This is a genomic window from Streptomyces sp. NBC_00078, from assembly GCF_026343335.1.
Lineage (GTDB): Bacteria > Actinomycetota > Actinomycetes > Streptomycetales > Streptomycetaceae > Streptomyces.
The window spans coordinates 2,658,331-2,670,374 of sequence record NZ_JAPELX010000001.1 but is presented as its reverse complement, the minus strand read 5'-3'; the positions used below and the strand labels follow the sequence as shown (position 1 = coordinate 2,670,374).

Annotated in this window: 11 protein-coding genes and 1 pseudogene; 6 read left to right on the top strand and 6 right to left on the bottom strand. The window is 70.1% G+C overall.

The annotated features are described in order from the left end of the window. Nucleotides 1-19: 19 nt before the first annotated feature. Together OOK07_RS12420 and OOK07_RS12415 are read right to left on the bottom strand one after the other, a co-directional pair. Nucleotides 20-823 (bottom strand): DUF5336 domain-containing protein, encoded by an 804-nt coding sequence (locus tag OOK07_RS12420; RefSeq protein WP_266796419.1) that lies wholly within the window; start codon nt 821-823, stop codon nt 20-22. 85 nt (nt 824-908) lie between these two features. Then, complete coding sequence (locus OOK07_RS12415; protein WP_266796417.1) at nt 909-1,904, bottom strand: N-acetylmuramoyl-L-alanine amidase; 996 nt, start codon at nt 1,902-1,904, stop codon at nt 909-911. 143 nt (nt 1,905-2,047) lie between these two features. Between OOK07_RS12415 and OOK07_RS12410 the strand changes: the two genes are divergently transcribed. Beyond that, on the top strand, nt 2,048-2,323 hold the full coding sequence (locus tag OOK07_RS12410) for a type II toxin-antitoxin system Phd/YefM family antitoxin (RefSeq protein ID WP_266679766.1): 276 nt from the start codon (nt 2,048-2,050) through the stop codon (nt 2,321-2,323). After that, nucleotides 2,320-2,580: a Txe/YoeB family addiction module toxin gene (locus OOK07_RS12405; RefSeq protein ID WP_266679764.1), complete on the top strand. Its 261-nt coding sequence runs from the start codon at nt 2,320-2,322 to the stop codon at nt 2,578-2,580. The genes OOK07_RS12410 and OOK07_RS12405 overlap by 4 nt, the downstream gene beginning before the upstream one ends. Before the next feature lie 19 nt (nt 2,581-2,599). On the opposite strand, the gene OOK07_RS12400 is transcribed toward OOK07_RS12405, so the two are convergent. After that, on the bottom strand, nt 2,600-3,250 hold the full coding sequence (locus OOK07_RS12400) for a class I SAM-dependent methyltransferase (RefSeq protein ID WP_266679762.1): 651 nt from the start codon (nt 3,248-3,250) through the stop codon (nt 2,600-2,602). Between the two features lie 197 nt (nt 3,251-3,447). Continuing rightward, nucleotides 3,448-5,184, bottom strand: coding sequence for an MFS transporter (locus OOK07_RS12395; RefSeq protein WP_266796414.1), 1,737 nt, complete (start codon nt 5,182-5,184; stop codon nt 3,448-3,450). A gap of 285 nt (nt 5,185-5,469) precedes the next feature. On the opposite strand from OOK07_RS12395, the gene OOK07_RS12390 reads away from it, so the two are divergent. The 3 genes from OOK07_RS12390 to OOK07_RS12380 all read left to right on the top strand — a co-directional run bounded on the left by OOK07_RS12390 (nt 5,470) and on the right by OOK07_RS12380 (nt 8,338). Then, on the top strand, nt 5,470-6,900 hold the full coding sequence (locus OOK07_RS12390; protein WP_266796412.1) for an MFS transporter: 1,431 nt from the start codon (nt 5,470-5,472) through the stop codon (nt 6,898-6,900). Nucleotides 6,901-6,977: 77 nt separating this feature from the next. Next, nucleotides 6,978-7,520 carry a SigE family RNA polymerase sigma factor gene (locus OOK07_RS12385; protein WP_266679750.1) on the top strand — a complete coding sequence of 181 codons (543 nt, stop codon included), beginning with the start codon at nt 6,978-6,980 and terminating at the stop codon, nt 7,518-7,520. Continuing rightward, nucleotides 7,520-8,338, top strand: coding sequence for a hypothetical protein (locus tag OOK07_RS12380; protein WP_266796410.1), 819 nt, complete (start codon nt 7,520-7,522; stop codon nt 8,336-8,338). Before OOK07_RS12385 ends, OOK07_RS12380 begins: the two co-directional genes overlap by 1 nt. Nucleotides 8,339-8,347: 9 nt before the next feature. Here the strand turns inward: OOK07_RS12380 and OOK07_RS12375 are convergent, their stop codons facing one another. Further along, nucleotides 8,348-8,980, bottom strand: a complete 633-nt coding sequence (locus tag OOK07_RS12375; RefSeq protein WP_266683481.1) for a response regulator transcription factor — start codon at nt 8,978-8,980, stop codon at nt 8,348-8,350. A gap of 262 nt (nt 8,981-9,242) precedes the next feature. Here OOK07_RS12375 and OOK07_RS12370 point away from each other — a divergent pair. After that, nucleotides 9,243-10,781, top strand: a pseudogene (locus tag OOK07_RS12370) (arabinofuranosidase catalytic domain-containing protein). Here OOK07_RS12370 and OOK07_RS12365 read toward each other — a convergent pair. Continuing rightward, nucleotides 10,759-12,039, bottom strand: a complete 1,281-nt coding sequence (locus tag OOK07_RS12365; protein ID WP_266796408.1) for a sensor histidine kinase — start codon at nt 12,037-12,039, stop codon at nt 10,759-10,761. The pseudogene OOK07_RS12370 and the gene OOK07_RS12365 overlap by 23 nt on opposite strands. Nucleotides 12,040-12,044: the final 5 nt, after the last annotated feature.

Sequence of the window (12,044 nt, the reverse complement as noted above, 5' to 3'; positions counted from 1 at the left end):
TCGTACGGTCTGTGGGGCGTCAGCCGCGCTGGATCCCGGAGGTGTCCTGCAGCACGCCACGACGGCCGTCCTGCGTCTGGGCGACCAGACCCGGGCCACGCTGCTCGACGGCCAGGTACCAGGTGCCCGGCGCGAGTTCGGCGATCGGCGTCGGCGAACCGTCCTCCGCGAACAGCGGCCGCGGCACCGGAACGGCGAACCAGAAGGGCGAGAAGTCCCCGGCCGGCTGCTGCGCCTGCTGCGCCTGCTGGGGCTGCCCGCCAAAGGGCTGCCCGGGCTGCGGCTGCCCACCGTAGGGCTGCCCGGCCTGCGGCTGCTGGCCGCCGGGGTAGCCGTAACCACCCTGCGGCTGACCGCCGTAGGGCTGCGGGGCGACGGGCTTGGGGGCGGGGAGGAGGGCGGCCTGGAGGGGCGGGGCCAGCGGAGAGGCGACTGCGGCTCCGGCCAGGAGCAGGGCGGCGATCAGGCCGAGGATGAGGCCTGCGCCCCTTTCGACACTCAACCCGCCCGTGTCGAGCGACCCTGCCGGGTCGAAGATCGTCCAGAGGGCGGTCCACGCGGCGAAGACCGTCAGTGCCACGCCGAACTGGCCGAGGTCGAGGCCGACGACCTTGCGGGGTTGCGGCAGCGCGCGTGCGACGACGACCAGGACCGCGCCTGCGATGCCACCGATGTACACGCTCATCAGCAGTCCGAGGTTGTCCCAGGCGTTGGGGATGTTGCTGCTGTCGCCGCCGTACGTGTCGAGAAACGACGCGATGAACAGCAACACCGCTGCTCCGATCACCACGCCGTCGCCTCGTGTGAGGGAGCGGATATTCACTTCAAAGGTCCTTCGTAGGTCGTCTCGTCGTCGGTAGACCCTATCGTCCGTCCGACCACGGTGTCCGCCGGGAGCAGCCCGCTGATCACGAACCGTGCAGGAAACTCACTATTCCCTCAGAAATTCCTTGCGCGGCCTGCTGTCGCCATGCACCGCTCGTGAGCAGTGCCGCGTCCTTGGTATCGCGCATGTTGCCGCACTCGATGAACACCTTGGGAACCGTTGACAGATTGAGACCGCCCAGGTCCTTACGCGTGACGAGACCGGTACCGTCGCCGATGTAGTTGGACGGTGCCGCGCCCGTGACGCGGACGAAGTTGCCCGCGACGCGTTCGCCGAGTTCGGCGGAGGGGGCGACGATCGAGCGGGTGTCGGCGGTGCCCGCGTGGACGCTGCCCGGGAGGATGACGTGGAAGCCGCGGTTGCCGGCCGCCGAGCCGTCCGCGTGGATCGAGATCGCGGCGTCGGCGCGTGCCGTGTTGCCGATCGCCGCCCGCTCGTCCACACAGGGGCCCCAGGCCGGGGAGCCGGTGTCGTGGGTCAACTTCACCGTGGCGCCCTGCTTTTCGAGGAGCGCCTTCAGTCGGTGGGACACGTCCAGGGTGAACTGGGCTTCCGTGTAACCCGCGTTGGTGGACGTGCCCGTGGTGTCGCACTCCTTCCAGTTCGTCCCGATGTTCACCTTGCGGTTGATCGCGGACGTGTGCTGGAAGTTGCCCGAGTTGTGACCGGGGTCGATGACGACGACCTTGCCCTTGAGGGAGCCGGAGCCGGAGCCGGAGCCGGAGCCGGGGTCGGCAGGGGCCGACGAGGTGGGCGAGGCGTGGGTGGGCGTCGCGCTCGGGTTCTTGCCGTCGTCGGTGGCGGGGGAGGAGGCGGGAGTACTGGACGCCGCCGTCGCGGACGTCCGCACGGTCGCCGTGCCCGCCGCGCCGCCGTCGTTCCCCGTGCCGCCCACCGCCTCGTACACGAGCCATCCGAGCAGGGCGCCCGGCACGAGCGCGGCGACCGCGACGGTCAGGGGCCGGCGACGGGAGCGGCGGGGCTGGGGAGGATCGAAGTCAGGGCCTACGTACGACACGTCAGCCACCCTAGCGGCCGTCGAGGGCCTGCACGTGATCCTCTCCCCGGCCCGGGGTGCAGAAGTATGGCGCTCATCTGGTACGGAAATGTCGTACCAGTACGGTACTGTTATGTCGTACCGTCCGAGAGGGAGTGTGGAACATGTCGATAAGTGCCAGCGAAGCCAGGAAGACCCTGTTTCCGCTCATCGAGCGTGTCAACACCGATCACACCCCGGTCAGGATCAGCTCGAAGAGCGGCGACGCCGTGTTGATGTCTGCCGACGACTACGACGCATGGCAGGAGACCGTCTATCTGCTGCGCTCCCCCGCCAACGCCCGACGCCTCATGGAGGCCGTCGCCCGCGACAGGGCAGGTGAGGCGGGAGTCACGAAGTCGATCGATGAACTCCGCGACCTCGCAGGTGGTGAGGCATGAGGAGTGTGTCCTTCGATCCGGACGGGTGGGAGGACTTCCTGTACTGGCTTGCCTCCGACCGTAAAACGGCCCGGAGAATCACACGGCTGATCGGCGAGATCCAGCGCACCCCGTTCGAAGGCATCGGCAAGCCGGAGCCGCTGAAAGGCGACCTGTCCGGCTACTGGTCGCGTCGGATCGACGACGAACACCGTCTGGTGTACCGGGCGGACGACAAAGAAGTGAAGATTCTCAAAGCCCGTTACCACTACAGCTGAGACTGGAACTGGCGGGCCTTCAGATCCCTGCGCCCGTTCGCCGCAGGACACGCAGTGAGTCGGTCGCCGAGATCTCCGTGAAGGCGCCGGAGCCGAGGGCCCGGAGGTGGACGCGGTACGGGGCCTGGCCGGTGAACTCGTCCTCGGGGTCGGGGAAGACGTCGTGGATGAGGAGCAGCCCGCCCTCAGCCACGTGCGGGGCCCAGCCCTCGTAGTCGGCGCTCGCGTGTTCGTCGGTGTGGCCGCCGTCGATGAAGACCAGGCCCAGCGGGGAGTTCCAGATCGACGCGATCTGCGGCGAACGGCCCACCAGCGCCACCACGTGCTCCTCCAGCCCGGCTCGGTGCAGCGTGCGCCGGAAGGTGGGCAGTGTGTCCATCAGGCCGAGTTCGGGGTCGACCGTCTCCGGGTCGTGGTAGTCCCAGCCCGGCTGCTGCTCCTCGCTGCCGCGGTGGTGGTCGACGGTCAGCGCGGTGACGCCGGTCTCGCGGGCCGCGTCGGCGAGCAGGATCGCGGAGCGCCCGCAGTACGTGCCGACTTCGAGGAGCGGAAGGCCGAGCCGCCCGGCCTCGATCGCCGCCTCGTACAGCGCGAGGCCCTCGTCCACGGGCATGAACCCCTTCGCGGCCTCGAAGGCGGCCAGGGTCTCCGGCTTGGGTGCCGCGGCCATGGGGTTCCTTTCGGTCGTACGCGCGTCTCGGCACACATGCTGCCGCACCCCCCCGCCGGCCATGGGACAGGGGGTGCGGCAAGCGTGCATTTGAAGGGGGTGCGGCACTCTTGCTTTCAGGGGCGCGGGGAACTGCGCGACCAGCCACAATGAACCCGCAGCCGCCGGGCTGCCGGAGCGCCGCACCCTGCTGGGCGCTAAGCGGTCACGGCCTCACCGGGCAGCGACAGATCCAGGTCCACCGGCCGCTCCTCGCCCCCGTGCGTAGCCGAAGAGGCAAGCGGACCGTGCCCCGCCGCCCGCGCGGCCAGGACGTAGGCTCCCTCGGTCGGCACGGCGAGCGCATAGCTGCCGTCCTCCTCCGAGAGCGTCGCCCCCGCCTGCCGGCCCCGCCGGTCGATCAGCGTGACCTTGGCACGGGCGACCGGGGAGCCGGCGGCGTCCAGGACGCGGCCGCGAAAGCCCCGCAGGACCTCCTCGGCGCGCTCCACGACGGCGTCGTCCTCCTCGCTGCTCGCGCGCAGCTGCGGCGCACGGTTCGCCTTCGGCAGGAACAGCGCCATCAGCAGGCCGACGGCCACCGCGCCGGTCGCGATCAGGAAGGAGACGCGGAAGCCGTGCATGGTCGGGACGGCAACGCCGCCGACGTTGTTCGCGGTGTTGGCCAGCACCATGCCGATGACGGCGCTCGACACCGACGTACCGATGGAACGCATCAGCGTGTTCAGGCCGTTTGCCGCGCCCGTCTCCGAGGCCGGGACCGCGCCGACGATCAGCGCGGGGAGGGAGGAGTAGGCGAGGCCGATGCCGGCGCCGAGGAGCACCGCGATGACGAGGCTCTGCCAGGCGGCGCTCATCAGGCCGAGGCCGGCGCCGTAACCGATCGCGATGATCAGCATGCCGAGGATCAGGGTGACCTTGGGGCCGTACTTCGCCGACAGGCGGGCGTAGACCGGCGCCGTGAGCATCATCGTCAGGCCCAGCGGCGCGACCAGCAGGCCCGCGGTGACCATCGACTGGCCGAGGCCGTAGCCGGTGGCCTTCGGGAGCTGGAGCAGCTGGGGAAGGACGAGGGAGACGACGTAGAAGGAGACGCCGACCATGATCGAGGCGAGGTTGGTGAACAGGACGGCCGGGCGGGCCGTGGTGCGCAGGTCCACCAGCGGGGCCTTCATGCGCAGTTCCATCACGCCCCACAGGACGAGGACGACGGCCGACGCGGCGAACAGGCCGAGCGTGGTGCCGGACGTCCAGCCCCAGTCGCTGCCCTTGGTGATCGGCAGGAGGAAGAGGACGAGACCGGTGGAGAGGCCTATGGCGCCCAGGACGTCGAAGGAGCCCTCCGCGCGCATCGGGGACTCCGGTACGACGAGGAGGGTGAGGAGGATCGCGAGCGCGCCGAGGCCGGCGGCGACGTAGAAGAGGGCGTGCCAGTCGGCGTGCTGGGCGATCAGGGCCGCGAGCGGCAGCGCGAGTCCGCCGCCGACGCCGATCGAGGAGCTCATCAGGGCCATGGCCGAGCCGAGCTTCTCGCGCGGCAGCATGTCGCGCATCAGGCCGATGCCGAGCGGGATCGCGCCCATCGCGAAGCCCTGCAGCGCACGGCCGGCGATCATCGTGAGCAGGTCGCTGGTGAGGGCGCTGACCAGCGCGCCGACCACCATCACGGCGAGGCTGAGGATCAGCATGCGCCGCTTGCCGTAGAGGTCGCCGAGGCGGCCCATGATCGGCGTGGCCACGGCTCCCGAGAGCAGCGTCGAGGTCAGGACCCAGGTGGCGTTGCTGGGCGCGGTACCCAGCAGCTGCGGCAGATCCTTGATGACCGGGACGAGCAGGGTCTGCATCACCGCGACAACGATGCCCGCGAAGGCGAGCACCGGAACCACGGCTCCGCTCGCTTTCCGCGCGGGCTGGTCGGTCGTCGTGTGCGTCATTGAGTGAGGCCTCCCGTGAGATGAGTGCTGGGTAAACCTCGTATGCGCAGGCAACTATTCCGTTGCTTCAGGTCTCTAATGAATTCTTGACCTTGTCATGGGTATCTGAGGCCCCGTCAGGCCTGGTGGGGTCGAGTGGAACGTGTTCTGATCCGGCGCGCCATGAAGGTCCGCGTCGCGGGGATGTCGTGCGGGAGGTGCAGGTCGGGCGGACGGTGTAGGTCGGGCGGCCCAGGGCCGGGTCGGGCGAAATACCGATGCAGGGGGCGTAACAGGGTTGAGAGCATGACAGGCATGCTGGAAGCCGCTGACGTCACCCGGACCTCCTCCCGCCGTACGGCGCCGCCCACATGGCTGGTCGTGGCGCTCGCCTGCGCCGGACAGTTCCTGGTCGTGCTCGATGTGTCGGTCGTCAATGTGGCGTTGCCGTCGATGCGGGCCGACCTGGGGCTGAGCCCGCAGGGACTGCAGTGGGTGGTGAACGCGTACGCGATCGCCTTCGCCGGTTTCATGCTGCTCGGCGGGCGGGCCGGGGACCTGTACGGGCGCAAGCGGATGTTCCTGGTGGGGCTCGCCCTGTTCACGCTGGCCTCGCTCGGCGGCGGGCTGGCGCAGGAAGGCGGGCAGCTGCTGGTGGCGCGGGCCGTGCAGGGGCTGGGGGCGGCGGTGCTCGCGCCGTCGACGCTGACGATCCTCACCTCGGCGGTCCCGGAGGGGGCGGCGCGGGCGCGGGCGATAGCGACCTGGACCGCGGTGGGTGCCGGTGGCGGAGCGGCGGGCGGGCTGGTCGGCGGAGCGCTGGTGGACGGGCTGTCCTGGCGGTGGGTACTGCTGATCAACGTTCCGGTCGGGGCGGTCGTGCTGGCCGGCGCGACGCGATGGCTGGCGGAGAGCCGCAACGGGGGCGGGCGGCGGCTCGATCTGCCGGGTGCGGTGCTGGTGACGGCAGGGCTCGCGACCCTCGCGTACGGGATCTCGCAGACGGAGTCGGAGGGGTGGACGGCGGCGGACACGCTCGTGCCGTTGGCCGCCGGGCTCGCGCTGATCGCGCTCTTCCTGGTCGTCGAGTCGCGTACGGCGGTCCCGCTCATGCCGCTCGGGCTGTTCCGGGTACGGGCCGTGTGGTCGGCGAACGCGGCGATGTTCCTGTGCGGCTCCGCGATGTTCTGCATGTGGTTCTTCATGACGCTGTACGCGCAGAACGTACTCGGCTACACGCCGCTGGAGGCCGGGCTGGCGCTGGTGCCCAGCTCCCTGGCGGTGCTCGTCGGCTCCAAGGCGGCGCCCCGGTTCATGCCGGTGTTCGGCGCGCGCAAGGTGGCCGTGCTCGGGACGGTCGTGGCGGCGGCCGGCTTCGGCTGGCAGTCGATGATGACGCCGGAGGGCGCCTATCCGACGGAGATCATGATCCCGGGGATCCTGATGATGCTGGGGGCCGGCCTGACGGCGACCCCGCTCGCCGCGCTCGCCACGGCGGGGGCGGCTCCCGGAGAGGCAGGACTGGTGTCGGGGGTGGTCAACACCTCGCGCACGATGGGCGGTTCACTGGGGCTCGCGGTGATGTCGACCATCGCGGCGACGCGGTCGGCCGGGAGCGATGCTCCGGGGGCGCTCACGGAGGGGTACGCGCTGGTGTTCCGCACGGGGGCGGGGGTGCTGCTCGCGGGGGCGGTGCTGATGCTGGTGTGGCTGCCCCGGAGAACCTCCGCGCAGTGAGGCCGCGGAAATTCTCGGCGGAGTGAGGCAACGGTCCGGGCCGCTCATGGACTCCTTCAGACATCTAGGAGGTGCCCATGGGGGATCGCAAGGAGGCTCGGGACAAGGAGTTCCAGAGCTTTGTCATCGGCCGCTGGCCGCGGCTGATGCGCACGGCATATCTCCTCACGGGGGAGCAGCACGCCGCGGAGGACCTCGTCCAGTCGACGCTCGAACAGGTCTACGTGGCCTGGCGCCGGGTCGGCTCGGCGGACGACCCGGAGGCGTACGTACGGCGCGTGATGATCAACGCGCATGCGCGCAAACACCGCAGGAAACTGCGGGAGTTCCTGGCGCCGAAGGACGATTCGGGCCTGGTGCGCGAGATCGCTGACACGGGTGACCGCATGGCCCAGGCCGACGACCGGGGCGTCCTGCTGACGGCGCTCGCCCAACTGCCCGTACGGCAGCGGGAGGCGGTGGTCCTGCGGTACTGGGAGGACCTCACGGAGACACAGACGGCGGAGGCGATGGGCTGTTCCGTCGGCGCGGTGAAGAGCAACGCGGCCAAGGGGATCGCGAAACTCCGCGCCATACCGGGACTGGCGGACATGGTGACGACTGGGGGAGGGCGTAAGTGATGAGCGCGGACCGGGAGACGAACCACGACATGACGCACACCGACATCGCCGTCCTGCTCGCCGACGCCGCGGACGGGGTCGAGATCGGTATAGCCCCCACCCAGGCGGTGATCCGCGGTGGCCGGCGGCGCAGGGCCCGTCGCTGGGCGGTGGCGACGGCGGCGGCGCTGGCGATCGTCGGGACGACGGGGACGCTGGCGCTCGCGGGGCTGCCGGGTGACGGGGGCGGGCATCGGGGAGCGCAGGTGGCCACCCACCCGCCGACGACCGCGGCGCCGCGGCTCGGCGAGCCGCAGTCGACGACGCTGGCGAGGGGGACCGAGGACGGCAAGGAATGGGACGTCTGGATCAACGTGTGGGGCGCACCGCGCAATGCGGCGGAGGCGCAGACCCAGTTGGTGGCCATGGCCGAGTACGGGGAATTCCCCGGGGACATCCGCAAGGCCTCCGACCTGATCGGCAAGAGCGCCTACTTCGTGCGCAGGAGCTATGGGGACCAGCGGTCGCTGGTGATCTACAGCACGCTCCTCAAGGAGAGCAGGCTGGCGGACACGGACCTGGAATCCGGCTCGGCCCGGTTGCGGCCGGCTTCCGGGGGGCCCGTGCGCCTGGTGATCGGCCGGGTTGGCAAGTCCGCTCAGGAGGTCACCTGCACCTGGCAGGACGGCACCCGCACCAAGCTTCACAGGCTTTCGGGGGAAGCCGTGGATGCCCGTCAGGAGCAGGGCATCCGCCCGGCCGACGGGTCCCCGGACAACTGGTTCGTGTGCCTGGCGCCGAAGAGTACGGGCTTCAAGTCGGTGTTCGTGACGAAGTAGGCGCGGCTGTCACAGCCACCCCTGCTGCCGGGCCTCCCGCATCGCCTCCATGCGGTTGCGGGTGCCCGTCTTGCCGATCGCGGACGAGAGGTAGTTGCGGACCGTCGACTCGGACAGATGCAGCTTCGCGGCGATGTCGGCGACCGTCGCGCCGTCCACGGACGCCTTGAGGACGTCGCACTCGCGCGCGGTGAGCGGGCTCGGCCCGGCGCTGAGCGCGGCGGCGGCCAGCGCGGGGTCGATCACGGTCTCGCCGGTCAGCACCCGGCGGATCGCGGCGGCCAACTCCTCTACGGGGCCGTCCTTGACGAGGAAGCCGGCCGCCCCGGCCTCCATCGCGCGGCGCAGATAGCCGGGCCTCCCGAAGGTGGTGAGGATCAGCACCCGGCAGTCCGGGGCCTGTTCGCGCAGCTCGGCAGCCGCGTCCAGGCCGCTCATGCCCGGCAGTTCGATGTCCAGCAGGGCCACGTCCGGCCGGTGGGCCAGCGCGGCGTCCACGATCGCGTCGCCCGTCCCGACCTGGGCGACGACCTCCAGGTCCTCCTCCAGGCCGAGCAGCAGGGCGAGCGCGCCCCGCATCATTCCCTGGTCCTCGGCGAGCAGAACCCTCACACACTTCGTCGGCCGGTGGCCCCGGGGCATCTCGTTCACGGGTCAAGGGTAGGGCGTGGGCCGGGCCCGGGGCCCGAAGGGAAACTCGTCTAAAGACTTGTCATGGTTCCGTTCCGTGACTCTTGACGGTGCGCCGAGTTCGGCCCAACAATCGCCCCTGCATTGAGAGTTCACCTTTGTCATTGCTGTGCCTTCTCCCCACCCGCAATTGTTCGGTATTTCGATCGGTGAAATAAGTTCGGCATTTCAGTCGAACACCGTTCGGGATATCGGACAGTGAAAGAGGTCAGCCTTGTTCCCAAGACTCAGAACCGCGACCCTGGCCGCGCTCTCGGCGCTCGTCACCGTCCTCGCGCTCGCCGTCGGCATCCCGCAGGCCCAGGCCGCGAACTCGCTGCCCTGTGACATCTACGCCGCCGCGGGCACCCCCTGCGTCGCCGCGCACAGCCTCGTCAGGGCGCTCTACTCCTCGTACAGCGGCTCGCTGTACCAGGTGCAGCGAGCCTCCGACAGCGCCACGGCGAACATCGGGCTGCAGGCCGCCGGCGGTTACGCCAACGCGGCGGCCCAGGACTCCTTCTGTTCCGGCACCACCTGCATCATCACCAAGATCTACGACCAGTCCCCGCGCCACAACGACCTGACCGTCGAAGGGGCCGGCGGGGCCGGCGCGGCCGATGTCGGCGCACCCGCCGACGCCCTGCCGGTGACCGTCGGCGGCCACCAGGTCTACGGCCTGGAGATCTCGGCCGGCATGGGCTACCGGGACAACTCCACCTCCGGCGTCGCCGTGAACGGGCAGGCCGAGGGGATGTACATGGTCACCTCCGGCACCCATGTCAACGGCAGGTGCTGCTTCGACTACGGCAATGCCGAGACGAACAACAAGGACACCGGCAACGGCCACATGGACGCGATCAACTTCGGCACCGAGTGCTGGTTCTCGCCCTGCTACGGCGGCGGCCCCTGGGTGCAGGCAGACCTGGAGAACGGCTTGTTCCAGTCGGACGCCGGCCACAGCAAGAACACGTCGAACACCGGTACCGGGGCGATGCCGTTCGTGACCGCTTTGCTGAAAAACAATGGTCAGGACCATTTCGCGCTGAAATACGGCAATGCCCAATCAGGCAGCCTCACCACCACCTATTCCGGCGGTGAACCCACCACGAGCGGCTACTCGCCGATGCACCAGGAGGGCGCGATCGTCCTCGGCACGGGCGGCGACAACAGCAACGGTTCGATCGGGTCCTTCTTCGAGGGCGTCATGACCTCGGGCATCCCGACGGACGCCGCCGACAACTCCGTGCAGGCCAACATCGTCTCCGTGGGCTACGGCGGCTCGACCGGCTCCACCGGTTCGCTGAACCCCGGTTCGGAGATCTCACTGCGTGCGACGACCTCGTGCTGCACCAGCGACTACATACGCCACCAGAACGACGCGGGAGTCGTCTAGCCCATCACGTCGAGCAGTTCGGCGCTCGACAAGAGCGACGCCACCTGGATCGTCCGCCGGGGCCTGGCCCGCAGCTCCTGTGTCTCCTTCGAGTCACGCAACTACCCCGGTGACTTCCTGCGGCACTACAACTACCAGCTCCTGCGGCAACCCATGGACGGCACCGCGCAGTTCAGATCCGACGCGACCTTCTGCCCGGCGGCCGGAAAGAGCGGCACGGGCACCTCGTTCGCGTCGTACAACTTCCCGGCCAAGTTCATCCGCCACTACGACTTCAACGTCTACGTAGCGAGCAACGGCGGCTCCAACACCTGGGACAGTGCCACGTCCTGGGCGGACGACGTGAGCTGGGTGGTCAGCCAGCCCTGGGCACCGTAAGCAGAGCGGTGTCCGCCAGGCCGCCCGGCTCCACGGGGAGTTCGGCGGCCACCGTGAAACCGCCTCGCGGTGACGGGCCGGCCCGCAGGGAGCCGCCGGCCGCCGCGAGGCGCTCGGTCAGCCCCTTCAGGCCGGTGCCGCCGATGCCCGGCAGGGGCGGCGTCGACGAGGGGACCGGCTCGCCCGACCCGTTGTCGGCGATCGTGAGGCGGACGTGCTCGGGGGTGCTGTCCACGGTGATCTCGCAGCGTGTGGCGCAGGCGTGCCGCACGATGTTGGTGACCGCCTCCCGCACCACCCAGCCCAGCAGCGCCTCGGTCTGCGGAGCCAGCGGCGTGCCCGAGCGGACCACCACCGGTTCGACGGCCGCCGCGGACAGGGCCGAGCGGGCCCGGTCCAGTTCGGTGGCGAGGCTGCCCTCGCGGTAGCCGGTCACGGCCTCGCGGATCTCCGTGAGCGCCTGGCGGCCGACCGACTCGATGTCGGAGATCTGGATGAGCGCGGCGTCCAGGTTCCGCGAGGCCAGCCGCCGGGCCGCCTCCGACTTCACCACGATCACCGACATGGTGTGCCCGAGCAGGTCGTGCAGATCGCGGGAGAAGCGCAGCCGCTCCTCCTCGACCGCCCGCCGGGCCAGTTCCTCACGGGCCGCGCGCAGTTCCCGTACGGCCTCGGAGAGAGACAGGATCGCCGCGGTCACCATCGTCGAAAGGAAGGTGCCGTACGCGACGTTCACCGCGTCCCAGCCCGCCCGGAACACGGAGACCGCCGCCGCGAGCGCCGTCAGGCCGAGGCCGGCCTTGCCCAGCCACGGGCCTCGCACGACCGCTCCGGTGGCCAGGCCCAGCAGCGGGAAGAAGTACAGCCAGCTGCCGCCGTACCCGATGGCCAGTGCGCAGGTGATCACGGCCATCGCGGCGAGCGCCCCCCGGGTCGCGGCCGCCTCGCGCGTCTCCTTCACGAAGGCGCGGAACGTCACATAGATGTAGAGGGAGTTGAAGGCGAGCAGGCCCACGCCGCCGATCCAGGGGCTGGCCGTCTTGCCCTGGAAGAGGTTGGAGAAGGCGCCCATCCCCATCAGCAGCCACGGCAGCAGCGCGAAGCCGGTCGGCGGAGGACCCGGGTTCTCCGGCATCTTCCCGCCGGTCCTGCGTGCCTCCTTCTGTGCGGCCTTGAACCGCTCCATGTCCGCGCGCCACTGCGCCCGGGCCGCCCGCCACCCGCCCACCTGACAGGTGATCCCTCGCATCCAGAACATGTTCT

Coding starts and splice junctions, on each gene's coding strand:
- OOK07_RS12365 (WP_266796408.1), bottom strand. CDS start 12,039: ATGTTCTGGATGCGAGGGATCACCTGTCAGGTGGGCGGGTGGCGGGCG.
- OOK07_RS12385 (WP_266679750.1), top strand. CDS start 6,978: ATGGGGGATCGCAAGGAGGCTCGGGACAAGGAGTTCCAGAGCTTTGTC.
- OOK07_RS12390 (WP_266796412.1), top strand. CDS start 5,470: ATGACAGGCATGCTGGAAGCCGCTGACGTCACCCGGACCTCCTCCCGC.
- OOK07_RS12380 (WP_266796410.1), top strand. CDS start 7,520: ATGAGCGCGGACCGGGAGACGAACCACGACATGACGCACACCGACATC.
- OOK07_RS12395 (WP_266796414.1), bottom strand. CDS start 5,184: ATGACGCACACGACGACCGACCAGCCCGCGCGGAAAGCGAGCGGAGCC.
- OOK07_RS12400 (WP_266679762.1), bottom strand. CDS start 3,250: ATGGCCGCGGCACCCAAGCCGGAGACCCTGGCCGCCTTCGAGGCCGCG.
- OOK07_RS12410 (WP_266679766.1), top strand. CDS start 2,048: ATGTCGATAAGTGCCAGCGAAGCCAGGAAGACCCTGTTTCCGCTCATC.
- OOK07_RS12375 (WP_266683481.1), bottom strand. CDS start 8,980: ATGCCCCGGGGCCACCGGCCGACGAAGTGTGTGAGGGTTCTGCTCGCC.
- OOK07_RS12405 (WP_266679764.1), top strand. CDS start 2,320: ATGAGGAGTGTGTCCTTCGATCCGGACGGGTGGGAGGACTTCCTGTAC.